At 57.9% G+C, this 26,632-nt stretch carries 30 protein-coding genes; 12 read left to right on the top strand and 18 right to left on the bottom strand.

From position 1 onward, the window contains the following. Nucleotides 1-150 precede the first annotated feature (150 nt). The 13 genes from QMZ29_RS24505 to yceD form a co-directional block, all read right to left on the bottom strand. Nucleotides 151-927, bottom strand: a complete 777-nt coding sequence (locus QMZ29_RS24505) for a metal-dependent hydrolase (protein WP_043141693.1) — start codon at nt 925-927, stop codon at nt 151-153. Between the two features lie 19 nt (nt 928-946). Next, nucleotides 947-1,954, bottom strand: coding sequence for a DNA polymerase III subunit delta' (gene holB, locus QMZ29_RS24500; protein ID WP_261423657.1), 1,008 nt, complete (start codon nt 1,952-1,954; stop codon nt 947-949). Further along, nucleotides 1,954-2,592, bottom strand: a complete 639-nt coding sequence (gene tmk / locus QMZ29_RS24495) for a dTMP kinase (RefSeq protein WP_025302415.1) — start codon at nt 2,590-2,592, stop codon at nt 1,954-1,956. The genes holB and tmk overlap by 1 nt, the downstream gene beginning before the upstream one ends. Beyond that, complete coding sequence (gene mltG, locus QMZ29_RS24490; RefSeq protein WP_025302414.1) at nt 2,582-3,607, bottom strand: endolytic transglycosylase MltG; 1,026 nt, start codon at nt 3,605-3,607, stop codon at nt 2,582-2,584. The genes tmk and mltG overlap by 11 nt, the downstream gene beginning before the upstream one ends. Nucleotides 3,608-3,620: 13 nt before the next feature. Next, complete coding sequence (gene pabC / locus QMZ29_RS24485; protein ID WP_049208453.1) at nt 3,621-4,418, bottom strand: aminodeoxychorismate lyase; 798 nt, start codon at nt 4,416-4,418, stop codon at nt 3,621-3,623. Between the two features lie 145 nt (nt 4,419-4,563). Further along, nucleotides 4,564-5,805: a beta-ketoacyl-ACP synthase II gene (gene fabF / locus QMZ29_RS24480; RefSeq protein WP_261423658.1), complete on the bottom strand. Its 1,242-nt coding sequence runs from the start codon at nt 5,803-5,805 to the stop codon at nt 4,564-4,566. Nucleotides 5,806-5,887: 82 nt separating this feature from the next. Next, complete coding sequence (gene acpP, locus QMZ29_RS24475; protein WP_004719003.1) at nt 5,888-6,124, bottom strand: acyl carrier protein; 237 nt, start codon at nt 6,122-6,124, stop codon at nt 5,888-5,890. Between the two features lie 154 nt (nt 6,125-6,278). Next, nucleotides 6,279-7,013 (bottom strand): 3-oxoacyl-ACP reductase FabG, encoded by a 735-nt coding sequence (gene fabG / locus QMZ29_RS24470; RefSeq protein ID WP_016928193.1) that lies wholly within the window; start codon nt 7,011-7,013, stop codon nt 6,279-6,281. A gap of 11 nt (nt 7,014-7,024) precedes the next feature. Further along, nucleotides 7,025-7,954, bottom strand: coding sequence for an ACP S-malonyltransferase (gene fabD / locus QMZ29_RS24465; protein WP_015377451.1), 930 nt, complete (start codon nt 7,952-7,954; stop codon nt 7,025-7,027). An 18-nt stretch (nt 7,955-7,972) separates the two neighbouring features. Beyond that, complete coding sequence (locus tag QMZ29_RS24460; RefSeq protein ID WP_043141705.1) at nt 7,973-8,926, bottom strand: beta-ketoacyl-ACP synthase III; 954 nt, start codon at nt 8,924-8,926, stop codon at nt 7,973-7,975. A 6-nt stretch (nt 8,927-8,932) separates the two neighbouring features. Beyond that, nucleotides 8,933-9,967 carry a phosphate acyltransferase PlsX gene (plsX, locus tag QMZ29_RS24455; protein WP_025302410.1) on the bottom strand — a complete coding sequence of 345 codons (1,035 nt, stop codon included), beginning with the start codon at nt 9,965-9,967 and terminating at the stop codon, nt 8,933-8,935. 11 nt (nt 9,968-9,978) lie between these two features. After that, a complete protein-coding gene (gene rpmF / locus QMZ29_RS24450; RefSeq protein ID WP_004927778.1) occupies nt 9,979-10,146 on the bottom strand; it encodes a 50S ribosomal protein L32 in 168 nt (55 codons plus the stop codon). A gap of 16 nt (nt 10,147-10,162) precedes the next feature. Continuing rightward, nucleotides 10,163-10,684, bottom strand: coding sequence for a 23S rRNA accumulation protein YceD (gene yceD, locus QMZ29_RS24445; RefSeq protein WP_004927780.1), 522 nt, complete (start codon nt 10,682-10,684; stop codon nt 10,163-10,165). Between the two features lie 141 nt (nt 10,685-10,825). Between yceD and QMZ29_RS24440 the strand changes: the two genes are divergently transcribed. Beyond that, nucleotides 10,826-11,407: a Maf family protein gene (locus tag QMZ29_RS24440; protein ID WP_062826731.1), complete on the top strand. Its 582-nt coding sequence runs from the start codon at nt 10,826-10,828 to the stop codon at nt 11,405-11,407. A gap of 6 nt (nt 11,408-11,413) precedes the next feature. Here QMZ29_RS24440 and rluC read toward each other — a convergent pair whose 3' ends face one another. Next, nucleotides 11,414-12,373 carry a 23S rRNA pseudouridine(955/2504/2580) synthase RluC gene (gene rluC, locus QMZ29_RS24435; RefSeq protein WP_261423659.1) on the bottom strand — a complete coding sequence of 320 codons (960 nt, stop codon included), beginning with the start codon at nt 12,371-12,373 and terminating at the stop codon, nt 11,414-11,416. Nucleotides 12,374-12,925: 552 nt separating this feature from the next. On the opposite strand from rluC, the gene rne reads away from it, so the two are divergent. Beyond that, the gene (gene rne / locus QMZ29_RS24430) at nt 12,926-16,339 is read left to right on the top strand and encodes a ribonuclease E (RefSeq protein ID WP_173890342.1); all 3,414 of its coding nucleotides are present in this window, start codon (nt 12,926-12,928) and stop codon (nt 16,337-16,339) included. Between the two features lie 60 nt (nt 16,340-16,399). Here rne and QMZ29_RS24425 read toward each other — a convergent pair whose 3' ends face one another. Continuing rightward, nucleotides 16,400-16,687, bottom strand: coding sequence for a putative quinol monooxygenase (locus QMZ29_RS24425; protein WP_025302406.1), 288 nt, complete (start codon nt 16,685-16,687; stop codon nt 16,400-16,402). 213 nt (nt 16,688-16,900) lie between these two features. Between QMZ29_RS24425 and pyrC the strand changes: the two genes are divergently transcribed. From pyrC to QMZ29_RS24385, 8 genes are all read left to right on the top strand, one after another. Beyond that, a complete protein-coding gene (pyrC, locus tag QMZ29_RS24420) occupies nt 16,901-17,947 on the top strand; it encodes a dihydroorotase (protein ID WP_043141719.1) in 1,047 nt (348 codons plus the stop codon). Nucleotides 17,948-18,022: 75 nt separating this feature from the next. Continuing rightward, nucleotides 18,023-18,262, top strand: a complete 240-nt coding sequence (dinI, locus tag QMZ29_RS24415) for a DNA damage-inducible protein I (RefSeq protein ID WP_043141722.1) — start codon at nt 18,023-18,025, stop codon at nt 18,260-18,262. A 130-nt stretch (nt 18,263-18,392) separates the two neighbouring features. Further along, complete coding sequence (locus QMZ29_RS24410) at nt 18,393-18,671, top strand: hypothetical protein (protein WP_004927809.1); 279 nt, start codon at nt 18,393-18,395, stop codon at nt 18,669-18,671. Nucleotides 18,672-18,872: 201 nt separating this feature from the next. Beyond that, nucleotides 18,873-19,127: a biofilm formation regulator BssS gene (bssS, locus tag QMZ29_RS24405; protein ID WP_004927812.1), complete on the top strand. Its 255-nt coding sequence runs from the start codon at nt 18,873-18,875 to the stop codon at nt 19,125-19,127. Between the two features lie 140 nt (nt 19,128-19,267). Then, complete coding sequence (gene solA / locus QMZ29_RS24400; RefSeq protein ID WP_049205124.1) at nt 19,268-20,383, top strand: N-methyl-L-tryptophan oxidase; 1,116 nt, start codon at nt 19,268-19,270, stop codon at nt 20,381-20,383. 216 nt (nt 20,384-20,599) lie between these two features. Continuing rightward, nucleotides 20,600-21,226, top strand: a complete 627-nt coding sequence (locus QMZ29_RS24395) for a LuxR C-terminal-related transcriptional regulator (protein WP_025302402.1) — start codon at nt 20,600-20,602, stop codon at nt 21,224-21,226. A gap of 122 nt (nt 21,227-21,348) precedes the next feature. After that, a complete protein-coding gene (locus QMZ29_RS24390; RefSeq protein WP_004927822.1) occupies nt 21,349-21,465 on the top strand; it encodes a DUF2770 family protein in 117 nt (38 codons plus the stop codon). Nucleotides 21,466-21,468: 3 nt separating this feature from the next. Next, complete coding sequence (locus QMZ29_RS24385; protein ID WP_173889893.1) at nt 21,469-22,473, top strand: zinc-dependent alcohol dehydrogenase family protein; 1,005 nt, start codon at nt 21,469-21,471, stop codon at nt 22,471-22,473. Here QMZ29_RS24385 and QMZ29_RS24380 read toward each other — a convergent pair. Beyond that, a complete protein-coding gene (locus QMZ29_RS24380; RefSeq protein ID WP_049205122.1) occupies nt 22,421-23,479 on the bottom strand; it encodes an AI-2E family transporter in 1,059 nt (352 codons plus the stop codon). The genes QMZ29_RS24385 and QMZ29_RS24380 overlap by 53 nt on opposite strands. A 442-nt stretch (nt 23,480-23,921) precedes the next feature. Between QMZ29_RS24380 and QMZ29_RS24375 the strand changes: the two genes are divergently transcribed. Then, nucleotides 23,922-24,476, top strand: coding sequence for a cytochrome b (locus tag QMZ29_RS24375; RefSeq protein ID WP_004927830.1), 555 nt, complete (start codon nt 23,922-23,924; stop codon nt 24,474-24,476). A 23-nt stretch (nt 24,477-24,499) separates the two neighbouring features. After that, entirely contained in the window at nt 24,500-25,078 is a 579-nt protein-coding gene (locus tag QMZ29_RS24370) for a YceI family protein (protein WP_016928208.1), read from the top strand. 47 nt (nt 25,079-25,125) lie between these two features. On the opposite strand, the gene trhO is transcribed toward QMZ29_RS24370, so the two are convergent. Both trhO and QMZ29_RS24360 read right to left on the bottom strand, forming a co-directional pair. Next, the gene (trhO, locus tag QMZ29_RS24365; protein WP_025302399.1) at nt 25,126-26,193 is read right to left on the bottom strand and encodes an oxygen-dependent tRNA uridine(34) hydroxylase TrhO; all 1,068 of its coding nucleotides are present in this window, start codon (nt 26,191-26,193) and stop codon (nt 25,126-25,128) included. A 119-nt stretch (nt 26,194-26,312) separates the two neighbouring features. After that, nucleotides 26,313-26,468 carry a histidine kinase gene (locus QMZ29_RS24360; RefSeq protein WP_225735595.1) on the bottom strand — a complete coding sequence of 52 codons (156 nt, stop codon included), beginning with the start codon at nt 26,466-26,468 and terminating at the stop codon, nt 26,313-26,315. Nucleotides 26,469-26,632 lie beyond the last annotated feature (164 nt).

The following is a 26,632-nucleotide window of genomic DNA, read 5'->3' as shown; positions in this document are numbered from 1 at the left end:
CATAAACCGGCTGTTTTTTGGCAAAACAGGCCAAAAAACACGCATCAATCCCCCTGAAACGGGAGGGAACCTTACCCGTTTCAGTGATTAATTACGAGCTTAAAAAAAATTACGCAGACAATGACCTACCGCTATAGCCTAGGTCAAAGATCACAGATCGAGGTGAAATAAGCGTGAAAAGTTGGCGGTGGTGGCTTCGGCCAGTTGTTCCAGGCTGACGCCCTTCAATACTGCCATGTATTCAGCCACATCACGCACATAGGCGGGTTGGTTTTCTTTGCCGCGATGCGGCACCGGCGCCAGATAAGGCGAATCGGTTTCCACCAGGATGCGATCCAGCGGCACATAGCGTGCCACTTCGCGCAGCTGTTCGGCATTGCGGAAGGTGACGATGCCGGAGAAGGAGATGTAGAAGCCCAGATCCAGCAAAGCTTCGGCAGTGGTCAAATCTTCAGTGAAGCAGTGCAGCACGCCGCCGCAGTCCTGTGCGTTCTCTTCACGCAGGATCGCCAGCGTGTCCGCGCGCGCCTCGCGGGTGTGGACGATCACCGGCTTGTTCAGATCCCGGCCAATGCGGATATGTTCGCGGAAAGAGTCCTGCTGCAGCTCAAGATTGTCTTTCTGGTAGAAGTAATCGAGCCCGGTCTCTCCCAGCGCTACCACCTGCTCCGCCGCCGCCAGGCGACGCAGCTCGGCGTAATCATACCCCTCTTCCAGATTGAGCGGATGCACCCCGCAGGAGAAAGCCACATCGTTGCGCTCGCCGATCAGTTCGGTCATGGAACGGTAACCCGGCAACGTGGTGGCGACCGCCAGCACATAGCCGACGTCGCGCGCTTTGGCTTTGGCCAGCGCATCGTCCACATTCTGATGCAGCGTTTGATAATCCAGACTGTCAAGGTGGCAATGAGAATCGACTAACAACATAATTTTTAACTCTTTTACTTTACAGCGAATGAGGGTGGGAATAGCCGGCGGCGCCAAGCATCTGTTCCCAGCGAAGTAACTGTTCGGTCAGCAGCAGCTCGCGATTGACACCCACCACGCTGAGCAGCTGATGGCGGCAGGTCAGCCACTGCTGCACGATCTGCTGCAGCGAGGCGCTGCTCAGCACGCTGGCCAGCTGATGCACCAGTGGTTGCTGATCCTGATTCAATACATAGTGATGCGCGCCCTGCTGCCACTTCATCGCGTCCACCAGCAGCGCGCACAACCAGTGCAGGCGCTCGGCGACATCTTCATAGTTCAGCACCGGCAACAGCGACAGCATATCGCGCTGCGGCAGCGCGGCGCTCAACGCCGTGCACAGGGCGCTGCGCTGTTGCCACTGCTGCGGCTGCAACAGCTGTTCGGCGGCCAGCGGCGCGCCGTCGTGCAGGCGCAGCGCCGTGAGGCGGTCTGTCTGAGAACCGGCCGCCTGCCGGCCCAGCCACTGCAGGCTGAGCTGCTCATCCGGGCTGGCCAAATGCCAATAAAGACAGCGGCTGCGCAGCGTCGCCATCAGCCGCGACGGCTCACGGCAACCCAGCAGAAAATAGGTTTTCTCCGGCGGCTCTTCCAGCGTTTTAAGCAGTGCGTTGGCCGCCGCCTCGGTCAACTGTTCCGCCTGCGGCAGCCAAATCACCTTGGCGCCGCCCTGCTGCGCGTGGGCGTACAGCGTTTCAATCACCTGGCGGATCGGTTCGATACCCAGGTTGCTCTTGCCCTTTTCCGGCGCCAGCACGTGATAATCCGGGTGATTCCCCGCCAGCATCAGCCGGCAGCTGTGGCACTCGCCGCAGCTTTTTTCGCCGTTGCGCTGTTGGCAGATCAACCAACGGCTCAGGCCGTAGGCCAGCGCATCGTCACCATTGCCCGCCGCCGCATGCAGCAGCAGCGCATGGTGGCCGCGACCGTCGGCGTACTGCCCAATCAGCTGGCGATAAGGGCCATTCAGCCACGGGTACCAGTTCATTATGCGCCTTCCTGCTGCCGCAGCCAGTGGCCGACGCAGTCGCGGATCGCCGCGGTCACCTGTTCCAGCGGCTGGGCGGCGTCAACGGTAACGATCGTTTCATCCTGCGCCGCCAGCTCAAGATAGCGAGCGCGGGTGCGTTCGAAGAACGGCAGCGCCTCCTGTTCGATGCGATCCAGCTGGCCGCGCGCCTGTGCGCGTTGCAAGCCGACCAGCGGAGGCAGATCGAGATAAACCGTCAAATCCGGGCGGAAATCCCCCAGTACGGTGTCGCGCAGCGAGCTCATCAGCTGTGGGTCCACACCGCGGCCGCCGCCCTGGTAAGCCTGTGAAGAGAGATCGTGGCGGTCGCCCACCACCCAGGCACCACGCGCCAGGGCGGGTTTGATCACGGTTTCCACCAGCTGCACGCGCGCAGCGTACAGCATCAAGACTTCGGCCTTGATGGTCGGCAATTCGCCGTCGATGCCGCGTTTGAACAGTTCGCGCAGCTTCTCCGCCAGCGGTGTGCCGCCCGGTTCGCGGGTGAAAACGATGTCGTTGATGCCATGTTCGCGCAGCACATTGACTACCGTGTCACGCGCTGTGGTTTTGCCCGCGCCTTCCAGCCCTTCGATTACAACGAATTTACTTTTCATTCTTTTCCTTTAACGCCTGACGGTACACGCGCACCGCCTGGTTATGGCTCGCCAGATTGGTGGTGAAGGTATGCCCACCCTTGCCGTCGGCGACAAAATAGAGATATGGCGTTTTGGCCGGATTGGCGGCCGCTTGCAGCGAGGCCTCGCCCGGCATGGCGATCGGCGTTGGCGGCAGGCCGGCGATCACATAGGTGTTGTAAGGCGTCGGCGTCTCCAGATCCTTGCGCGTGATGTTGCCATTATAGCTTTCGCCCATGCCGTAGATCACCGTCGGATCGGTCTGCAGGCGCATGCCGATGCGCAAACGGTTGACGAACACCGACGCCACCTTGCTACGCTCTTCCGGCACCGCGGTCTCTTTCTCGACGATCGAGGCCATGGTCAGCAACTCTTCCGGCGTTTTATACGGCAGGCTGGTGTCGCGGCCGGCCCAGGCGGCCTGCAGCGCTTTATTCATGCGCACGTGCGCGCGTTTGAGCAGCGCGATGTCGCTCATGCCGGCGGTATACTGATAGGTATCCGGGTACAAATGCCCTTCCGGGGTTTCTCCTGCCGCAATGCCGAGCGCGGTGGCGATCTCCGCGTCGCTCTTGCCCGCCAGGGTGTGTTTCAGGTATTTGGACTGCTGCAGCACCTGCTGCCAATCACGCAGTCGTGAGCCTTCAATAAAGCGTGCGGTGAACTGCGCCTCTTTGCCACTGGCCAACAGTTTCAGCATCTGGCGCACCGTCATGCCCGGCGTGAACCGGTAGGTACCGGCTTTAAACTCCGCCAGCTCCGGCTCCAGTTTCAGCAGCCACTGGAACCAGCGGCCGTTGCGCACCAGTTTATCGCGCACCAGTAATCCTTCCAGCGCCACCCGGCCGGTGCCGGCAGGCAGTTTGAAGATGGTTTCTTGCTGGATAGCCAGCGGCGTATCGGCAAAGCGTTCGATCTTCTGGTAGCCCCAAAACAGCAGCGCCAATACCAGAACAACAATAACAGACAGGACCTTCAGCTTTCTTTTCTTCATCAATCAGCCATGGTTAACAGTGTGGACGCAAAAAATCATACAGCTGGCGCGAATGATAACGCCATGATTGAGCAACGTTTACCGGCAGCAGCGGCATCAGCGCGTTGCTCACCAGGACTTCGTCGGCATCGGCCAGCGTCTCCAGCGGTTCGCTGACGCAGTGCAGACGGTATTCCGAGCCCGCCAGCAGCGCGATCACCCGCCGCCGCATCAGGCCCGCGACGCCCGCCTGGCTCAGGTCCGGGGTAAACACCGCTTTTCCCTTACGCCAGAACAAATTAGCCGCACAGCATTCCACCAGCATACCGGCAGTGTCAAGCACCAGTGCCTCGTCGGCGGCCGTCTGGTCAAGATGCGCGCGGATCAGCACCTGCTCCAGGCGGTTCAAATGCTTCAACCCCGCCAGCAGCGGATTGCGCGCCAGCGCCACCGGGCTGAGCGCAAGCGTGATGCCCTGCTCGCGCCACTGCAAATAGTGCGCAGGGTAGCTGCTGCGGGCGACGATGCGCGTTGGATTTTCGCACCCCGTCGGGCTGTAGCCCCGCCCGCCGCTGCCGCGCGTCAGTATCGCTTTGACCACGCCGAGCGGAATTGATTCGGCCGCCTGAGCCATCTCGCGCTCGAAAGCGGCCCAATCGGTAGTGGGCAGCATCAGCCTCTGTGCCGTTTGCTGCAGCCGCTCCAGGTGCCAGGGCAGCAGCTCGATTTTGCCATCGACAACCCGGGCGGTAGTAAAGCAGCCATCGCCGAACTGCAGGCCACGATCGCTCGGCGCCAGCGCATCGTGGCGTTGTCCGTTAATCCAGTACATGCTTCCTCCTGTTGCCGGGTGATTTCATTACGCTCGCAGAATAGCAGGCGACGAGGCAATACGCAGCCCTGCTGACGGCCGGACGCCAGGCGTAAAAAAGCCCGGTTAAAAAACCGGGCTTTTCATCAGCGAACAACCGCGCGAGTTACACTCGGCGGAAGATCAGCGAGCCATTGGTGCCGCCGAAGCCGAAGGAGTTGCACAGGGTGAACTCCATATCGCTGACCTGGCGCGCTTCGTGAGGCACGAAGTCCAGATCGCAACCTTCATCCGGGTTATCCAGGTTGATGGTTGGCGGTACCGCCTGATCGCGCAGCGCCAGCACGGTGAAGATGGACTCGATCGCGCCCGCCGCACCCAACAGGTGGCCGGTCATCGATTTGGTCGAGCTCACCAGCACGCGCTGGGCATCAGCGCCGAAGACGGATTTCACCGCCTGCGCTTCCGCCTGGTCGCCCGCCGGCGTAGAGGTGCCGTGCGCGTTGATGTAACCGATTTGTGACGGGGTCACACCGGAGTCAAGCAGGGCATTTTCCATCGCCAGCGCAGCGCCTGCGCCGTTTTCCGGTGGTGACGTCATGTGATAAGCATCGCTGCTCATCCCAAAGCCAACCACTTCGGCATAGATTTTCGCGCCGCGTTTTTTCGCGTGTTCGTACTCTTCCAGCACCATCATGCCGGCGCCGTCGCCCAGCACGAAGCCGTCGCGGTCTTTATCCCACGGACGGCTCGCCGCCTGCGGGTTGTCATTACGGGTGGACAGGGCGCGTGCTGCGCCAAAGCCGCCGACGCCCAATGGGGTGCTGGCTTTCTCTGCCCCACCGGCCAGCATCACGTCAGCATCATTGTAAGCAATGATACGCGCTGCATGGCCGATGTTGTGCACACCTGAAGTACAGGCGGTGGCGATGGAAATGCTTGGGCCACGCATGCCGTACATGATTGTCAGGTGGCCTGCAATCATATTCACGATGGTGGAGGGCACGAAGAACGGACTGATTTTCCGTGGGCCACCGTTAACCAGTGAACTGTGGTTTTCTTCGATCAAACCCAGGCCGCCGATGCCGGAACCGATCGCGGCTCCAATACGGCTGGCGTTAGCCTCGGTGATGTCCAGACCTGCATCCTGCATGGCTTGCATGCCGGCAGCGATACCGTACTGGATAAAGGCATCCATCTTGCGCGCATCTTTGCGGGAGATGAAATCCTCAGAATTAAAATTCTTTACCAGGCCAGCAAACTTGGTCGCATAGGCAGTGGTATCGAAATGGTCGATCAGGCTGATGCCACTCTGACCGGCAAGAAGAGCGTTCCACGTGGACTCTACCGTATTGCCGACAGGAGACAACATGCCCAGTCCGGTCACAACTACTCGACGCTTAGACACGTTTGTCCTCCAGGGAGGGAAAAATATGACACTAGGGATAGAAAAAACTTAGGCGGTCGAACGACCGCCTAGATATGTTCTCTTACTGCTGGCTGGCGTTGATGAAATCAATAGCTGCCTGAACAGTAGTGATCTTCTCAGCTTCTTCGTCTGGAATCTCGGTGTCGAATTCTTCTTCCAGTGCCATTACCAGCTCAACGGTGTCAAGAGAATCAGCGCCCAGATCTTCAACGAAAGAAGCGTTGTTCAAAACTTCTTCCTGTTTAACACCCAGTTGCTCAACAATGATTTTCTTAACGCGTTCTTCGATAGTGCTCATACTCTTAAATTTCCTATCAAAACTCGCTTTCGCGATGGTTTTCGTAGTGTATAAAATGCTGAAAAAGATGCAACTAAATCCCGGCTGGTCAAACCACGATTTTACGCTATTTTGCGGTTTTTGCCTCAAATAACGCAAATGGTTTTCACATTTTTTAAATCATGTACATGCCGCCATTGACATGTAACGTTTCACCGGTGATGTAGCCGGCCTCATCAGAGGCCAAAAATGCAACAGCGCTGGCGATTTCTTTAGCATCGCCCAGCCGGTTGGCTGGAACTGATGACAAAATGCCTGCGCGTTGATCATCTGTCAACGCCCGTGTCATGTCCGTCTCAATAAAGCCAGGTGCCACGACGTTGACCGTAATGCCACGTGAAGCAACTTCACGTGCCAAAGATTTGCTAAAACCAATCAGGCCGGCTTTAGCCGCCGCGTAGTTCGCCTGCCCTGCGTTCCCCATGGTGCCGACTACAGAACCGATGGTGATGATACGGCCAAACCGCTTTTTCATCATAGCGCGCATTACCGCTTTTGACAGGCGGAATACGGAAGTCAGGTTGGTGTCGAGGATATCCTCCCACTCGTCATCCTTCATACGCATCAGCAGGTTATCACGCGTAATGCCGGCATTATTCACTAAAATGTCGATTTCGCCAAATTCGGCGCGAATCGATGCCAGCACGCTGTCGATAGATTGCGCATCAACAACGTTCAACATAAACCCTTTGCCGTTTGCGCCCAGGTAGCTGCTGATCGCTTCAGCGCCGCTCTCGCTGGTCGCGGTACCGATCACTTTGGCGCCGCGTGCCACAAACGTTTCTGCAATAGCTCGGCCAATACCGCGGCTTGCGCCGGTGACCAGAACGATTTTACCTTCGAAGCTCATCATTTTCCTCTTTATTGTTCAAGCGCCGCCGACAGGCTGGCGGTGTCGTTCACCGCCGCAGCCGTCAGGGTGTCAACAATACGTTTAGTCAGACCGGTCAGCACTTTGCCCGGCCCCACTTCCAGCAGCGACGTCACTCCCTGTGCTGCGATAAACTCTACGCTTTCGGTCCAACGCACCGGGCTGTACAGCTGACGCACCAGCGCGCTGCGGATCGCTTCCGGATCGTTTTCGGTGCGCACGTCGACGTTGTTCACCACCGGCACCTGCGGCGCGTTGAAGGTGATGTCCTGCAGCGCCACGGCCAGCTTGTCGGCGGCCGGCTTCATCAGCGCACAGTGCGAAGGCACGCTCACCGGCAGCGGCAGCGCACGTTTGGCGCCGGCAGCTTTACAGGCGGCGCCTGCGCGTTCAACCGCTTCTTTGTTGCCGGCGATGACCACCTGGCCCGGCGAGTTGAAGTTGACCGGAGAAACCACCTGCCCCTGCGCAGACTCTTCGCACGCCTTGGCGATCGCGTCGTTGTCCAGACCGATGATGGCGTACATCGCGCCGGTACCTTCCGGCACTGCTTCCTGCATCAGCTTGCCGCGCAGCTCGACCAGACGGATCGCCGCCTTGAAGTCCAGCACGCCGGCGCAGACCAGCGCCGAGTATTCGCCCAGGCTGTGACCCGCCATCAGCGCAGGCGCTTTACCGCCCTGCTGCTGCCAAACGCGGAAAATCGCCACCGAGGCAGCCAGCAGAGCCGGTTGGGTCTGCCAGGTTTTGTTCAGTTCTTCCGCCGGGCCTTGCTGCACCAGCTGCCACAGGTCGTAACCCAGGGCGGAGGAAGCCTCGCCGAAGGTTTCTTCGACGATCGGGAACTGTGCGGCCAACTCGGCCAGCATGCCAACGGTCTGCGACCCCTGGCCCGGGAAAACAAAAGCAAATTGCGTCATTTTTTCTTCCTGTCCAAATCAGAAACGAACCAGCGCCGAGCCCCAGGTAAAGCCGCCGCCAAAGGCTTCCAGCAGCACCAGTTGGCCACGCTGAATTCGCCCGTCACGCACCGCTTCGTCCAGTGCGGAAGGCACCGAGGCGGCAGACGTGTTGCCGTGACGATCGAGCGTCACCACCACTTTGTCCATCCCCATGCCCAGCTTTTTCGCCGTTGCGCTGATGATGCGCAGGTTGGCCTGGTGCGGCACCAGCCAATCCAGCTCGCTGCGGTCCATGTTGTTGGCCTGCAGCGTCTCGTCGACGATGCGCGCCAGTTCGGTAACCGCAACCTTGAAGACTTCGTTGCCCGCCATGGTGACATAGGCCGGCTTGTCCTGATTCTGACGATCCTTGTACGGCAGCGTCAGCAGGCTGCCGTAGCTGCCGTCGGCATGCAGATGGGTAGACAGAATGCCCGGCGCTTCAGACGCCCCCAGCACCACCGCACCCGCGCCATCGCCAAACAGAATGATGGTGCCGCGATCTTCAGGATCCAGCGTGCGCGACAAGACGTCCGCGCCGATAACCAGCGCATGTTTGACCGCGCCGTTTTTCACGTACTGATCGGCCACGCTGAGCGCATAAGTAAAGCCGGCGCAGGCCGCAGCCAGATCGAACGCCGCGCAGTCTTTGATGCCCAGCATTTGCTGCACCAGGCACGCCGCGCTCGGGAACGCGTGAGTCGTTGTGGTGGTCGCCACGACGATAAGCCCAATGTCTTCTTTAGCCACACCTGCCATTTCCAGCGCTTTCTCAGCGGCCTGGAAGCTCATCGTCGCGACGGTTTCATCCGCAGCAGCGATGCGACGTTCGCGGATACCGGTACGCGTGACGATCCACTCGTCAGAGGTATCCACCATTTTTTCCAAATCAGCATTGGTGCGCACTTGTACGGGCAAATAACTCCCCGTACCGAGAATCTTTGTATACATGTACGATCAGTCACTCTTAGGTAATACAGCCTCAAGGCGCGCAGCAATCCTTTCCGGGACTTGCCGCTGCACCGCCTGCACAGCCTGTTCGATTGCGACTGCAAACGCGTGAGGGTTCGCAGCGCCGTGGCTCTTGACTACGGTGCTGCGCAATCCTAACAGACATGCGCCATTATACTGGTCGGGGTTCAGGTGGCCGAACCGCTTAACCACCCGTTTTTGCAACCAACGGCCCAACAATTTCAGCCACCACGCTTGCTTGTTTCCGTCGCCGGACGATTTCAGCAGCGATAAGAATACCCTGACCACCCCTTCCATGGTTTTCAGGGTGACGTTGCCCACGAAGCCATCGCAGACCAACACGTCGGTCTTGCCGGTGAGCAGTTCGTTTCCTTCCAGGTAACCAATATAGTTGATTGCCGGAGTATTTTTTAGCACAGCGGCCGCTTCGCGGATATTATCCAGGCCTTTGGTCTCTTCTTCGCCAATATTCAGCAGCGCCACCCGCGGTTGCGCAATGCCGATCACCTCTTCCGCCATCACCGCGCCCATCACGGCAAACTGCACCAGCATGGTGCTGTCGCACTCGACGTTGGCGCCCAGATCCAGCACCACGGTTTTACTGCGTTGCTGATTCGGGATCGCCGTCATCAGCGCCGGGCGCTCGATGCCGTCCAGCGGCTTGACCAACAGCTTCGCCAATCCCATCAGCGCACCGGTATTACCGGCGCTGACGCAACCCTGCGCATTGCCGCTGCTGAGCTGTTCGAGCGCAATGCGCATCGACGTGCCGCGGCTGGCGCGTATCGCTTGTGAAGGTTTGGCGTCGCCGGCGATCACAGACTCGGCGGGCACGACTTGCAGACGCTCCAGAAGAACCGGATCGGCATGGGCAAGCAAAGGGGAGATGACGTCGGGATTGCCGACCAGCAGGAGATGAAGCTGTAAATTAGAGGCCAGTGCCTGCAACGAAGCAGGCACTGTGACGCAGGGACCGAAGTCCCCGCCCATTGCATCTAACGCCAGGGTTAGACGAGTCAAGGTATCGCTACTTAGCCGATAACCTTGCGACCGCGGTAGAAACCGTCGGCAGTGATGTGGTGACGACGGTGAGTTTCACCGGATACTTTGTCTACAGACAGAGTAGTCGTGGTCAGAGCATCGTGCGAACGACGCATGCCACGCTTGGAACGGGTTGGTTTATTCTGTTGTACGGCCATGGACCTTACTCCTCAATTACTTACGCTTTAAACTGGCTAATACGGCAAACGGATTCGGTTTCTCCGCCTCGGGAGGCAGTTGGCCAAATACCATGTCCGCTTCGGACACTTCACAGTGTTCAGATTCATGTACCGGAACGACAGGCAGTGAAAGAATAATTTCGTCTTCAATCATTGCCAACAGATCGACTTCGCCAAACTCGTCAACTTCGATCGGTTCGTACGCTTCCGGTAATGCCTCAGCCTGCTCATCATTGACGACCGGGCTAAAACAATATGTTGTGTGAACCTGATGTTCGAACGGGACTCCACAGCGTTGGCACATCAACGTTACCGTGACGTCCGCATGCCCTGTTATCACCGCGAGGCGCTGATTGTCGATATTAAACGACAACGACACCTCAACATCACTGTCCACACTGACCACGGAGTCGGCAACACGAGTAACCTGCTCAGGCGCATAGACACCAGCATAGTCCAGGCGTTTCTGAGCGGTACGTACCGCATCAATGGTCAAGGGTAATTTTACCTTTTGCATAGGGCGCGCATATTAACTTTGTAACGACATAGAGTCAAAGAAAAAGGCCGTAAAACGGCTCCTTTCACCAATATTCGCTTCCACAGCGGCCGACAGTTTAAAATGCCGTACCCATTTACGCTACGGTTTGCGAAAAAAATTATGCAGAGATTGCTTTTAGCCTCCACCTCCCCCTATCGAAAAATGCTGCTGGAGAAGCTGCAACTGCCGTTCGACTGCGCCGCGCCGCAGGTGGATGAAACCCCACTGCCGGGTGAAAGCGCCGAAGCGTTGGTGCTGCGCCTGGCGACAGCGAAGGCTCAGGCGCTGGCCCTCGCCTACCCCGAGCATCTGATCATCGGTTCCGATCAGGTCTGCGTGATCGATGGCAGCATCACCGGCAAGCCCCATACCGAGGTGAACGCCCGGGCGCAGCTGCGCCAGGCCAGCGGCCAGGCCGTGACCTTCTATACCGGCCTGGCGCTGTACAACAGCCGCAGCAAGCAGCTGCAGGCCCTGTGCGAGCCTTTCCACGTGCATTTTCGCGCGCTGAGCGAGGCGGAGATCGCCGCCTATGTGCGTCTAGAGCAACCGCTGAACTGCGCGGGCAGTTTCAAGAGCGAGGGATTGGGGATCGCGTTGTTCGACAGGCTGGAAGGCCGGGATCCGAACGCCCTGATCGGCCTGCCGTTGATCGCGCTGTTGGAGATGTTGCGGGCTGAAGGCATCAACCCGCTGGTCTGACGCGGATTATTTGGCGGCCTGCCGGCGCAGCACTTGCAGGCAGTGACGCAGTTCTTCATCCATCGGCGCTTCGATGCGCATCGTTTCGCCGGTGGACGGATGCTCGAAGCGTAGCGCCGCGGCGTGCAGGAACAGTCGCTTCAGGCCGGTACCCGCCAGTTGGCGATCGAACTCGCGGTCGCCATAGCGATCGTCAAAGGCGATCGGGTGCCCGGCATGCAGAGTGTGCACGCGGATCTGGTGAGTTCGCCCGGTGATCGGGCTGGCCTTCACCAAGGTGGCAAATTCGTAACGCTCTTCCACCTTGAAGCGGGTTTCCGAGGGCTTGCCTTCGCTGTTGACACGCACGATACGTTCGCCGCTTTGCAGAATATTTTTCAACAGCGGCGCCTGTACGGCCTTGCAGTGGGACTGCCATTGGCCGCGCACCAGCGCCAGATAATCTTTCTGCATGCCTTTCAGGCGCAGTTGCTCATGCAGCGAACGCAGCGCGGAACGTTTTTTGGCGACCAACAACACGCCGGAGGTGTCGCGATCCAGGCGATGCACCAGCTCCAGGAAGCGGGCTTCCGGGCGCAGCGCGCGCAGCCCTTCAATCACGCCGAAGCTCAGGCCGCTGCCGCCGTGCACCGCGGTGCCGGAAGGTTTGTTGAGGATCAGCAGGTGGTCGTCTTCATACAGGATGCAGTCTGCCAGTGCGGCCACTTTATCCAGCTTCGCCGACACCGGCGCCTCTTCGCGCTCGGCTACGCGCACCGGCGGTACGCGCACCACGTCGCCGGCCGCCAATTTGTATTCGGCCTTGATGCGTCCTTTATTGACCCGCACCTCGCCTTTACGCACGATGCGATAAATCATGCTCTTCGGCACGCCTTTCAGGCGAGCGAGCAGAAAGTTGTCGATTCTCTGACCGGCTTCGTCGTCGGAAATCGTGATGAATTGTACTGCTGGATTGTTCGTTTTCATGGTGCGGGATTCTAAATAGAGCGCGTGAATAGCGCCACATCTTTTTCTGTGCTTAACTGTCTCTCTGACGGCGGGCGAAACCCCAGCGGACAATAAGGCAGCAAGCCGATTTGAACGTTTGCGATTTCTTCCGCAGTTAAGGAAAAGTCACCTTGCTATAACGGCATCAGCAGTGGAATAATGCAGTCACTTTCCGCGTTGATTCTCGTTAAACAGGGAAAACGGTGGAATTATAAAATTTGTCTGATTGCGCAAAAACGCAGCAATGGCGTAAGACGTAATGCGAAATCAAACAATTAGCGGGCTGCGGGTTGCAGCTTGGCCGGCAAATGGAATCAGATCTGTCGACGTAAATCAGAGGCTATTCCCCTAGTAAAAGTGCTGTCTTTCACAAAGAAAAGCAGGCTTACCGAGATAATGCGCCCCTATGCAGGCGACAACCGTGAGGTTGACGGCTTTGCGAGAAGACACGGGGCTTTCGGTTTAACTCCGGCCATGAGGTTATTTTGCCCGCAGCTTTGTCGATAATGTAAAAATAACGAGTAAGTTAAGATGAAAAGAATGTTGATTAACGCAACTCAGCAGGAAGAGTTGCGTGTTGCCCTCGTAGATGGACAGCGGCTGTATGATTTGGATATCGAAAGTCCGGGTCATGAGCAGAAAAAAGCGAATATTTACAAAGGCAAAATCACCCGCATTGAACCAAGTCTTGAAGCAGCGTTCGTGGACTACGGCGCAGAACGACATGGTTTCCTCCCTCTTAAAGAAATCGCCCGCGAATACTTCCCTAGCAATTACTCTTCCCATGGCCGCCCGAACATCAAAGATGTGCTGCGCGAAGGCCAGGAAGTCATCGTTCAGGTAGACAAAGAAGAACGTGGCAACAAAGGCGCCGCCTTGACCACCTTCATCAGCCTGGCGGGCAGCTATCTGGTGCTGATGCCGAACAACCCGCGCGCCGGCGGTATTTCTCGCCGCATCGAGGGTGACGATCGTACCGAGCTGAAAGAAGCACTCTCTTCGCTGCAACTGCCAGACGGCATGGGCCTGATCGTTCGCACCGCGGGCGTAGGCAAATCCGCCGACGCGCTGCAGTGGGATCTCTCCTTCCGTCTGAAGCACTGGGAAGCGATTAAAAAAGCCGCCGAAGGCCGCCCTGCACCGTTCCTGATCCACCAGGAAAGCAACGTTATCGTGCGTGCCTTCCGCGATTATCTGCGCCCGGACATCGGCGAAATCCTGATCGACAACCCGAAAATTCTCGATCTGGCCAAAGAGCACATCGCTGCGCTGGGCCGCCCGGATTTCAGCAGCAAAATCAAACTGTACAGCGGTGAAATTCCTCTGTTCAGCCACTATCAGATCGAATCGCAGATCGAATCCGCCTTCCAGCGCGAAGTGCGCCTGCCGTCCGGCGGCTCGATCGTCATCGACAGCACCGAAGCGCTGACCGCCATCGACATCAACTCCGCACGCGCAACCCGCGGCGGCGACATCGAAGAGACGGCGTTCAACACCAACCTGGAAGCGGCGGACGAGATCGCTCGCCAGCTGCGCCTGCGCGACCTCGGCGGCCTGATCGTCATCGACTTCATCGACATGACGCCGGTACGCCACCAGCGCGAAGTGGAAAACCGCTTGCGCGACGCCGTGCGTCAAGACCGCGCGCGCATCCAAATCGGCCGCATCTCCCGCTTCGGCCTGCTGGAAATGTCACGCCAGCGCCTCAGCCCGTCGCTGGGTGAGTCCAGCCACCACGTGTGCCCACGCTGTAACGGCACCGGTACCATCCGCGACAACGAATCGCTGGCGCTGTCCATCCTGCGCCTGATCGAAGAAGAAGCGCTGAAGGAAAACACCAAAGAAGTTCACGCTATCGTGCCGGTTCAGGTCGCTTCGTACCTGCTGAACGAAAAGCGCGAATCCGTCAGCGCGATCGAAAAACGTCAGGGTGGCGTGAAAGCCGTCATCGTGCCGAACGATGAAATGCAAACCCCGCACTACTCGGTGCTGCGCGTGCGCAAGGGCGAGGAAACCTCTACCCTCAGCTACCTGCTGCCGAAACTGCACGAAGAAGACATGGAGCGTCCGCTGGAAGATGCGCCGATGGAACGCAAGCGTCCGGAGCAACCGGCCCTGGCTTCCTTCTCCCTGTCCGCCGATGTGCCGCCGCCGGCTGAAGAACCCGTCGCCGTTGCCAAACCTGTCGCTGCAGCCGCCAAGGCTAAAGCCGCAGCGCCGGCCGCCGCTAAACCGGGCTTCCTGGGCCGCCTGTTCGGTGGTCTGAAGAACTTGTTCGCCGGTGAAGAACAACCTGCCGTCGAAGAAGCCAAACCGGCCGAAACGCCGAAGGCGGAAGGCAACGGTGAGAACCGTCGTCAGGATCGTCGCGGTCAGCGCCGTCAAGGCACCGGCCGTAAAGAGCGCGGTGAGCGTAGCGACCGTGGCGATCGCCCGGAACGCGGCGAGCGTAAAGAGCGCGGTGAAGGCCGTGACAATCGCGAGCGCGATAACCGTGAACCGCGTGAGAACCGTGAAGGCCGTGAATCGCGTGAATCCCGCGATGAACAGCGCCGTAACCGCCGCAACCAGCAGCAGAACGCGCCGGTAGCGGAGGAAACCGCTTCGGAAGAAGGTGCTAAAGCGCCGCGCGAAGATCAGCAGCAACGCCGTGAGCAGCGTGCTGAACGCCAGCGTCGTCGTCAGGAAGAGAAACGTCAGGCTCAGCAGGAAGTGAAAGCGCTGGAAAGCGTTGACGCAGTCGAGAGTACCGACGAAGAGCAGGAAGAGCGCCAGCAGCAGAACATGCAGCGCCGTCAGCGCCGCCCTCTGTCGCAGAAAGTGCGTATCCTGTCTGCGGAAGAAGAGCTGCAGCGTGCAGCGGAAGAGCTGTTGGCGCCGAAAGCGCCGGTAGCGAAAGCCGAAGACGCGCAGCCGACCGCCGACGATAGCGTCAAGCTGTTGCCGGAAACCGTTGCCGCACAGCAGGAAGACGATGCCCAGGGCGAAAGCCGCGGCAACGGCGAAGGCATGCCGCGTCGTTCCCGTCGTTCACCGCGTCACCTGCGCGTCAGCGGCCAGCGTCGCCGTCGTTACCGCGATGAGCGTTACCCGCTGCAATCCCCAATGCCGTTGGCGGGCGCGTTCGCTTCGCCGGAAATGGCATCAGGCAAAGTATGGGTAAGCTACCCGGTCGCTCAGGTTGAAGAAGCCGAAGTGCAAACCGAAGCCGTAGAGCAGGCGCCGGTTGTCACCGCAGCGGTTGAACAGCACAGCGTTACCGTGGAAGACACTCAGACCGCGGCCAGCGTCAACGGACCGGCACCCGAAGCCGCCGTTGAAACTGCTAGCGTTACCGTAACGGAAGAAGCTGCAGTCGTAGCACCGGTTGTAGCCACTCCGGCCGAGGAAATCCCGGCGCCGGTGGAAACCGCCCCAGCAGCTGTTGCAGTTGAACAGCCGAAAGTGGAAGAGACTGCCCCTGCAGTGGAAGCCGAGCCGGTAGCTGAAACCGTAGCTGTAGAGCCAGTGGTTGAACCTGCGCCAACGGAAGACGAGCCTGTGGTCGAAGTTGTACCGGTTGTAGAAGCCACGCCAGCGGAAGAAACGCCAGTGGTAGAAGCCACGCCAGCGGAAGAAACGCCAGTGGTAGAAGCCGCACCTGCGGCAACCTCCGTGGAAGCTGCTCCGGTCGAAAAAGCCCCAGCGCCAATCGCCGCAGAACCTGCACCTGCAGTTGCGCAGCAGCCGGCGCCGGTGAAAGCCGTGCAGGACGCGCTGTACAAACACATCGCCACTGCGCCGATGACTAAAGCGCCTGCGCCAGCCTACGTGCCGGAAGAACGCAAGCACAGCAACTGGCAGCGCCCTTCCTTCAACTTTGAAGGCAAAGGTTCAGCCGGTGGTCACTCGGCAGTGAGCCAGGCCACCGCGCCTGCCACAAAGCCGCAGCCGGTTAACGAATAAGTTAATCTGCAACCCTAAAAAAACCCGCCATCGGCGGGTTTTTTCTTGCCTGTAAAAAGCTCAGGCGATCTTTTTCAGTTTCTTGATGTCCAGAACATCCAACTTGCCGTCAAGTCGACTGACGAACTGCTGAAAATGCGCCGTCTCATTATGCTTATCCAGCGCCTCGCTGCTGGCCCAACGCTCAAAGAACACGAAGGTGCCCGGCTTTTCCAGATCGCGATGCAAATCATATTGCAGGTTGCCCAGCTCCTGGCGGCTCGGCTCGAGAATGTCGTGCACCGCTTCACTGACTGCGGCCTCAAATCCCGCTTTCGCTTGCAGGGTGGCGATAACGCGTACTTCCATTGTTTTCTCCCTTTCCACTTGATGAAAGTCGACGGTATTGGCGTCGGCATCGTTGAAATCCTTGTCACTATGCGCCTGCTGCGCCGTTGATTTCAACTTGTCGCCAACAAACAGATGCATCTGCGGCACTTTCCGCTTATCCTTACACCCCGGCGTGAATAAACCCATTATTCGCTTTTCATTAGACGTATTTGACCGCCGGAGCCTAGCTAGATGACCGCACAACCTCAAGTTCTGAAAATCCGCCGCCCAGACGACTGGCATATCCACCTGCGTGACGATGAGATGCTGAAAACGGTGGTGCCCTATACCAGCCAGGTATTTGGCCGGGCGATCGTGATGCCGAACCTGGTTCCGCCCGTGACGACCGTGGCCGCCGCGCGCGCCTACCGCGATCGCATTCTGGCGGCGGTGCCGCAGGGTCACAACTTCACTCCGCTGATGACCTGTTACCTGACTAACTCTCTGGCGGCCAGTGAACTGGTCAGCGGTTTCGAGCAAGGGGTGTTTACCGCCGCCAAGCTGTATCCGGCCAACGCCACCACCAACTCCAGCCACGGTGTCAGCGATGTGACCGGCATTTATCCGCTGTTCGAACAGATGCAAAAAATCGGCATGCCGCTGCTGATCCACGGTGAAGTGACCGATCCTGCCGTCGATATTTTCGACCGCGAGGCGCGCTTTATCGAACAGGTGATGGAGCCTATCCGCCGTCACTTCCCGGAGCTGAAAATCGTCTTCGAGCACATCACCACCAAAGAAGCGGCACAGTACGTGCAGGCAGGCAACCGTTTCCTCGGCGCCACCATCACGCCGCAACACCTGATGTTCAACCGCAACCACATGCTGGTCGGCGGCATTCGCCCACACCTGTTCTGCCTACCGATCCTCAAGCGCAACGTCCATCAGGAAGCGCTGCGTCAGGCGGTTGCCAGCGGCTCGGACCGTTTCTTCCTCGGCACCGACTCCGCGCCGCACCTCAAGCATCGCAAAGAGTCCAGCTGCGGCTGTGCCGGCTGCTTCAATGCGCCGAATGCCATCCCGGCTTACGCAGCGGTCTTCGAACAGCTCGGCGCACTGGAGCACTTCGAGGCTTTCTGCTCGCTCAACGGCCCACGCTTCTATGGCCTGCCGCTCAACGAAGACTTCATCGAACTGCAGCGCGTGCCAACCACCCAACCGGAAGAGATTACCCTCGGCAATGAATCCGTGATCCCCTTCCTGGCGGGTGAAACCCTGAACTGGTCGCTGAAAGACTGATATTTTTGCATCGCCCTCTTGCCCTCGCACTCGGTTAACTGTATAAATAAACAGTAAATCGCTTCGGGGGCAATTATGCGTGTTGAAGTCACTCTAGATAAAACCCGGCCGCTGCCGTCGGGCGCCATTGAGGCGCTGACCGGTGAACTGGGCAAACGGGTCAATCGCCAGTTTCCAGACGCCGTCGTTCATGTACGTTATGCCGGCGCCAACGGGCTCTCCGTGCTGGGGGGCGCCAAAACCGATCGGGATCTGATCGAGGAAATCCTTCAGGAAACCTGGGAAAGCGCGGACGAATGGTTTAGCGCAGAATAACACTGCAATGCTGTTTTTGCCGGGGGTCGCTCTCCGGCTTTTTTGTTTCTGGCGCCCTGCCCATTCATCGCTTACCCTTACTCTGAAACAAAATCTGCCTCAGCGCTGTATTTAACGCAAAGGAGTAAGCATGGCCCCGGACAAGGTGAAATCCGAAGACGCAATGACGTTTGGCGAACTGCTGGCGCTGATTGCCGATCAGAAAAGGCGCTTGAACGTACTGGAAGTAGCTTTCTCTTATCTGGCCTTCAGCCTGGATGACAAAGCCAACCAACGGCTGATCCACAGCCTGAAGCTGGAATCGCACAGCCAGAATCGTGATGCCGAAACGCAAAAGCATTTCGCCCATTTGGCCGAAGAGCTGGAAAAATGTCTGCATGGTGCATCGCCACCTGCCGACGCGGAATAACGCGCTGCGCTTGACTCGTCCACTGCTGCACCTGCAAATTTGTAGAATAATTGTTCAAATAAATATTTATTTTGCAAATTTCGGTGACAACCCCCTCCACCGATGAAAGCGGATGCGTATACTGTAATTGCTCTCATGATGATGAGCCGCATTGATCCTCGTTAGTCACTCACGGTAGTTACTACTCAATAAGGGGTCTTTATGGACAGAAATGATGAAGTAATTCAGACGCACCCGCTTGTCGGTTGGGATATCAGTACTGTCGACGTTTACGACGCCATGATGATACGCCTTCATTACCTGTCTTCACTAGACCAAACGCCCGAAGAAGCCCAAGTAGACCGAACGCTTTGGCTGACTACAGATGTCGCCCGTCAATTAATCAATATCTTAGAAGCCGGCATCGCCAAGATTGAAGCTACGGATTACCAGGATCTTGATCGCAGAAAACATTGATTTATCGTCTCCTAACCTCTAAGGCGCCGTGACCATTCCCGGCGCCTTTTTCTTTGCCTTTCATCGTTCAATCAGTGCATTGCGCCCGCCAACCTTTTATCATGGGGCGATAAGAAATCGCTATCAGAGAGGGTGGGTACGTGGAATATGATTTGATTGTGGTGGGCAGCGGTTCCGTCGGCGCAGCGGCAGGCTATTACGCCACGCGGGCCGGCTTGAAAGTGCTGATGATCGACAGCGCCATTCCCCCGCACCGCAACGGCAGCCATCACGGCGATACCCGCATCATCCGTCACGCTTACGGCGAAGGCGAAAAGTACGTGCCGCTGGTGCTACGCGCCCAGGCGCTGTGGAATGCGCTGATTCAACAATCCGGCGAGGAACTGTTTCAGTCGTGCGGCGTCCTCAATTTGGGGCCGCAGCACTCCGACTTCATTCGCAATGCTCAGCAGAGCGCGCAAACATTCCGTCTGAATGCGCAAACCCTCAGCGCCGAACAGATCGCTCAACGCTGGCCGGAATTCCGGGCCCCGGAAGGTTATGTCGGCGTGTTCGAGCCCGACGCCGGCTTCCTGCATGCTGAGCTGGCGATAGCCACTCTGATCAAGCTGGCAAAAGAAGCCGGCTGCAGCCAGTTGTTCAACTGCCCGGTCAGCGCGGTGGAGCCTATCGATGGCGGCGTTGAGGTCATCACCGGCGAAGGGCGTTTCACGGCGCGAAAAGCGGTGATCACCGCCGGTACCTGGGTCAAAGCGCTGTTGCCGCAGTTACCCGTCGCGCCACTGCGCAAAGTCTTCTCCTGGCATCAGGCAGATGGCCGCTACAGCGTGAACAATCGTTTCCCGGCCTTTACCGTCGAAGCGCAAGACGGCACGCACTATTACGGTTTCCCGGCGGATAACGACGGCCTGAAAGTAGGCAAGCACGACGGCGGCCAGCCGATGGATGCCCCCGAGCAGCGCAAACCCTTCGGCAGCTACGCCAGCGACGGCACGGAAGTTTTCTCCTTCCTGCGGCAATTTTTACCGGGTGTAGGCGTATGTTTACACGGCGAAGCCTGCAGTTATGATATGAGCCCCGACGAAGACTTTATTATCGATACGCTGCCGGATTGCGATCGCCTGATGGTTATCAGCGGATTGAGCGGCCACGGCTTCAAGTTCGCCAGCGCGTTGGGTGAGATTGCCGCGCTGTTCGCGCAGGACAAAGCGCCGCCGGTCGACGTCTCCAGCTTTGGTCTGAAACGATTTAGCTAAGCGAAGGATTTCTCTGTCCAGGTTGCCGTCGTGCCCTGGACAGCAAAATTTAGCGGTTACAATTTATTAACCTGCTAACTCTTTTAAATACCAAGTAAAAATCCTGATAACGGAAATTTCTTATATTCAGCATTTGAATTTCCGAATTGAACACTTGCAGTGTAAGTCCTATTTTACAGAAGATATGCTCCATCGGCTTTCAACAAGGACGTCACCATGAAACTACTTGTCGTGGACGAATGCTGCTTCACCCGGGTCGGTATAGCCAGCTACTTTGCTGATAGTGGGATTACGACGATCAAGTGCTGCCACAGCATTGAATACGCTACGCCGCTGTTGGCCAGCTTTCAGCCGAGCCACATTCTGGTGAACCTCAGCAACCAGTGCCGTTATAACGAAGCGGACGCGCAGCTGCTGGCGTTTATGGAAGCCAGCCAGTCTGCCTTGCTGTTTATCTATCTCGATACGCCTTACCCTTACAGCGAAACGCCAATGCGCATCGCCGATAACGCCTTTCTGTTCAATAAAAGCATTCTGCCACTCACTTTACGCACGCTGCGCGAAAATCCGCTGGCGCTGGCCGATGACGGCGAAGAGCGTTCCTTGTTCAGTCCGCAGGAACTGACGGTGATGAAATATTGGATGGCGGAGATGCCCAACTACCGCATCGCGAAAAAGCTGCAAATCAGCTCGCATACGGTGTACGTGCACAAGCGTCACATCACGGAGAAGATCAACGCGCGCAACCGGCTGGAGTTCTACTCGCTGTATAACGTGCTGCGCTATTTCTACCCGCCGAGCACGCCAACAAATTCGACGCCGCTGGCGCTGCTGGCCGTGTAACCTCAAGCCTGCGATAACGCAGGCTTTTTTATCGCCTCTCTTCCCGCACTCACGCGCGGCGCGCTGTAAAAGACGCCGAGAAAAGGACTATAATCAAAGGTCCCTTTCTTCAGGCAGCTGAAATGTTAAACCGAATACTGGCGGCTATCGTCAACAACGTGCGTGAGCACCTGGTGCTGTACCTGTGTCTGTGGCTAGTGCTGCTGGCGTTGGATGTCTATTTCTTCTTCGTCATGTAATCCATGCCGCCGTTATTTCCCCGATTGAGCTTCAACCGCTTCGGCGATCCCGCCCAGGTGCTGGAATTGCAGCAGATGAGCAGACCGCTGCTGCGCCCCGGACAGCGGTTATTGCAGATGCGCTATGCCCCGATCAACCCTTCCGATCTGATCCCGATCCACGGCCAATACGCGCACCGCATCGCCCTTCCTCAGGTGCCGGGATATGAAGGCGTGGGCGTCGTCGTCAACCCGCAGAATGGGCATTCAACGGGCCGCCGCGCGCTGGCGGTAGCGGGTAACGGCAGTTGGCAAACGTTCGTCACGCTGCCTGAAGATCGGGTGATCTGGGTGCCGGACGACATCGACGACGCCTGCGCAGCGCAAATCTATATCAACCCGCTCACCTGCTGGGTGCTGTTGACGCAATGGCTGCCGCTCAACGCCGGCGACTTACTGCTGCTCAACGGCGGCGGTTCCGCCGTTAGCCTGCTGTTGGCGCAGATGACGGCGCTGCGCGGCATTCGTCTGGCGGTCGTGGTGCGCAACACCGCTCATCGCCAGGCGTTACTGGCCGCCGGCGCCTGGCGCGTTATCGAAGCGTCGCAGCTGGTGGAAATGACGAATTTTGGCGCCCGTGCGGCCATCGACTGCATCGGCGGCGAAGACGGATTGCAGTTGGCGCGGGCGGTCCGCACCGGCGGCGATTTTGTGGCGCTGGGCCTGCTTAGCGGCCGCCAGGTAGACTGGCGGCGCGTGGTGGACGAGTTAAAGCTGCGGGCTTCGCTGTTCCACTTGCGCAAATGGAACGCACAGGCGGCACCGGCGCAATGGCAGACGGCGTTTTATCAGTTATTCCAGCTGTTGCGACGCGGCCAGCTGGCGCTGCGCCCACCCGCCGCGATTTATCCTTTGCGTCAGTACGCAGCGGCGCTGCACCACGCCGCCCAGCCCGGCGTGAATGGCAAAATATTCCTCACTCCGGCGCCGCTGGAGGCTGGCGCGGCGGGCGACCGTCCCCCAGGATAACCGCCAGCCGATAGCCGTCTTCGGTGGTCTCCAGCGCGATGCGCGCCACGATCGTCAGCGGCACCGACAGCAGCATGCCCACCGGGCCGAGCAGCCAGCCCCAGAAGATCAGCGACAGGAACACCACCAGCGTCGACAGCCCCAGCCCGCGCCCCATCACGCGCGGCTCGAGGATATTGCCGATCACCATGTTGACAGCGATAAAGCCACCCGCCACCACCAGCGCATCACCCAATCCGTTGAACAACAGCGCCTGAATCAGCGGCGGAATGGCGGCCAATACCGAGCCAATGTTGGGAATGTAGTTAAGCAGAAACGCCAGCAGCCCCCAGATAAAGGCAAAACGCACGCCGACCGCCGCCAGGAAGATCCAGACGATCACCCCAGTGGCCAGGCTGATGATGGTTTTAATCACCAGATAACGTGTCACGCCGTCCAGCGCCCGCCGCACCGCGGCGAGCCCCTCGTTCGGCTTATCCAGCGCCTGCTGCAGCTTATACGGCAGCAGTTGCACTTCGAACAGCATAAACACCACGGTCATCAGCAGCAGGAAGACGTTGGTCATGGCGCCAGACAGGTGCCCCAGCATGCGGGTGACCAGATTCATCGCCGCGCTGGGATCGACATACTGCAGCATCGCTTCGCTGGAGAGACTGATATTGAAGCGATCGGCGTAATGCTGCAGCTCGCGCAGCTTCTCGATCATCATGCCGCGGTACTGGGGCAGCGAGCGGGCGAACTCGTTCAGCGAAGCACCCAGCATGCCGATAAACAGCATCACGACCACGATCACCGCCGTCACCAGCAGCGTCACCCCGACGATACGCGGCACTCGTCGGCGTTCCAGCATCGCCACCAGCGGGTTCAGCACCATGGCGAGGAACACCGCCAGCAAAAACGGCACCACGATGTCGGCGGCGGCTTTCACCCCGGCCAAAATGATCACCAACATCGCCAGCAGGACGGCCAGACGCAGGCTACTGTCGGTCACACGGGTTCGGCCCATGACGTTTCCTTGTTATTTCACTGGGTTAACCGGCCACCAAGAGCCGACTCTTGGCGCTAATGGTAGCAAAGTCCACCGTCACGCCGCAGAGGATTTCGCCTAACCGTTCGAAAAAATTAATCTTTCCGCCCTGCTCTTTGCCGCAAGAAATAGTCATAACGTTTGCCAACAAATAATTCCACCGAGCAACTCATGGACGATTTACGTAAAATGACAAAAGCTGACATTAATAGATAATAAGCCTAATTTTCAACAACTAGCACAACCGCCCCATGAGGGAAATAATATCATCTTCAACGATTTATCTGATGAAGCCCGAACATCTCAAACAAATTCACTGACTAATATTTCTAAGAAGTAACATAGTTAAATTTATTATTGATTTTATGTTTCCTAAAGTTTAATTATTGCAGCCAGCCAATCGGTAATCGAAGGAAACAGGATGCTCTGGAAAAATACCGCCGATCGTTTCGGCCATGTGTCAGTGTTAATCCACTGGCTGGTGGCGCTGACGGTGTACGGCATGTTCGCACTCGGTCTGTGGATGGTTACGCTGGGCTATTACGACGTCTGGTACCATCAGGCGCCGGAGATCCACAAAAGCATTGGCACGCTGCTGTTCATCGTGATGGTGATCCGCGTGATCTGGCGCTTTGTCTCGCCGCCACCCAAGCCGCTGGCCAGCTATGGTCGCCTCACTCGCGTCAGCGCTATTCTCGCGCATCTGGCGCTGTATGCCGTGCTGTTCGGCATTCTGATCAGCGGCTATCTGATCTCGACCGCCGACGGCCAACCGATCAGCGTATTCGGCTGGTTCGACGTGCCCGCCACCGTCACCGGCATGGCGGAACAGGCCGACACCGCCGGCGCCATACACCTTTACCTGGCCTGGGCCGTGGTAGTGCTTTCGGTACTGCACGGGCTGGCCGCGCTTAAACATCACTTTATCGATCGTGATGTCACTTTGAAACGGATGCTGGGTAGCAGCGCCGATTAACCTTTGGATTTATGGAGATTGCTATGTTGAAAAAGACCGTATTGGGCCTGACCGCAGGCGCCCTGCTGCTGAGCGCCGGTTCCGCACTGGCGGCGGACTACAAGATCGACAAACAGGGCCAGCACGCCTTTATCGAGTTCCGCATCCAGCACCTGGGCTACAGCTGGCTGTATGGCAGCTTTAAAGACTTCGACGGCGGCTTCACCTTCGACGAAAAAGATCCGTCCAAGGACAAGGTCAACGTGACCATCAATACCGCCAGCGTCGACACCAACCACGCCGAGCGCGACAAGCACCTGCGCAGCGCCGAGTTCCTCAACGTGGAGAAGAACAAGCAAGCCAAGTTTGAATCCACCGAAGTGAAAAAAAGCGGCGACGGTTATGCGGTGGTCGGCAACCTGACGCTGAACGGCGTGACCAAGCCCGTTACGCTGGACGCCAAACTGATTGGCCAGGGCAACGATCCGTGGGGCGGCTACCGCGCCGGCTTTGAGGCCAACGGTAAGATCAAGCTGAAAGATTTCGGCATCACCACCGATCTGGGCCCGGCGTCGCAAGACGTTGAGCTGATCATCTCCGTAGAAGGCGTACGCGAGAAATAAATAAAAAAAAGCCCGGTTTGGCGGCCGGGCTTCTCATTTCCTCAGGCTCAGCGGGCTGGGCCTTCTTCTTCCGGTGCCGGAATGTGCATCGTAGTCTGCAACAAGCCTTTTGACTTATTGAAGATCTTGACGCCGTTTTCACGGCCGGCACGGCGCGCGCGTTGCTCTTCGCGCGGCAGCTTCAGCTCTTCGCGGCAAATCTCGCTACAGCACCCTTCAAATTTAGCGGCGCAGCTCGGGCACTGAATGAACAGCAGATGGCAACCGTCGTTCTTGCAGTTGGTATGGGTGTCGCACGGCGCTCCACACTGGTGGCAGTTGGCGATCACATCGTCGGAGATGCGCTCACCCATACGCTCATCGAACACGAAGTTTTTGCCGATAAACTTCAGCGGCAACCCCTGTTCTTTCGCTTTGCGGGTGTACTCGATAATCCCGCCTTCCACGTGGTAGATGTTTTTAAAGCCTTTGTGCAGCATATAGGCGCTGGCTTTTTCACAGCGAATGCCGCCGGTGCAATACATGACAATATTCTTGTCTTTACTGTCCTGCAGCATCTCCACCGCCATCGGCAGCTGATCGCGGAAAGTATCCGACGGCACCTCAATGGCGTTTTCGAAATGGCCGACTTCGTACTCATAGTGGTTGCGCATATCGACGAATACCGTATTCGGATCGTCTATCATCTGATTGACGCGATCGGCCTGCAGATACTCGCCGACGTTGCTTGGGTCGAAGCTCTCGTCATCGATGCCGTCGGCCACGATGCGCTCACGCACCTTGAGGCGTAGTACCCAGAAGGATTTGCCATCGTCTTCGAGCGCAATATTCAGGCGTACCTGATCCAGCGCCGGGTGCGAGGCGAACAGCGCGGCTTTGAACGCGTCGAAGTGATGCTGCGGCACGCTGATCTGCGCGTTGATGCCCTCTTTCGCCACGTAGATGCGGCCGAACACCTTCAGTTTTTCGAACTGAACGTACAGGCTGTCGCGAAACGCTTTGGGATCGTCGATGGAGAAGTATTTGTAAAAAGAAACTGTGGTGCGCGGCTCGGTTTCCGCCAGCATGCGCGCCTTCAGTTCCTCATTAGAAATTCGGTTATGTAACACTGGCATGGTGTACTTTCCTGTCTTTCGGGAGGTGACTGATTATCGCGCGCCGCCTGCCGGCCCGCGCGCGGCGCATATCATACCCGAAAAACCGCCGCCGCGCAGCCCTGGCGCCAGCGCCCCGTTCAGTGTCCGTCGCCTTCGGTAAACGCAGAAGCCACTATGCCGAGCGCCATCATCACGCCGGCGAGCGCCAATATCGCGTTCACCTGCAGATGCGCGCCAACGCTGCCGACCGTCGCGCCCAAAACCAGCAGCCCCGCACTGATCCATGGTGCCAAAATATTTACCCTCTGAATAATTACCAGTAATAATATCGCCATTATCTTTGGCAGGAAAGATTGTGGAAAAATTCGGCATTCGATGCATATTTAACGCCCAAAGAGGGATTTTAATGCGTTGTGTTTTCCCGGATCGCCAGAAAAATGCCACAATAGTCGCAAAC

It is taken from the genome of Serratia sp. PF-27 (assembly GCF_030053255.1).
GTDB classification, from domain to species: Bacteria; Pseudomonadota; Gammaproteobacteria; order Enterobacterales; family Enterobacteriaceae; genus Serratia; species Serratia bockelmannii.
Note: the sequence above shows the minus strand (reverse complement) of the source record. Positions and strands in the feature narration are given on the sequence as shown.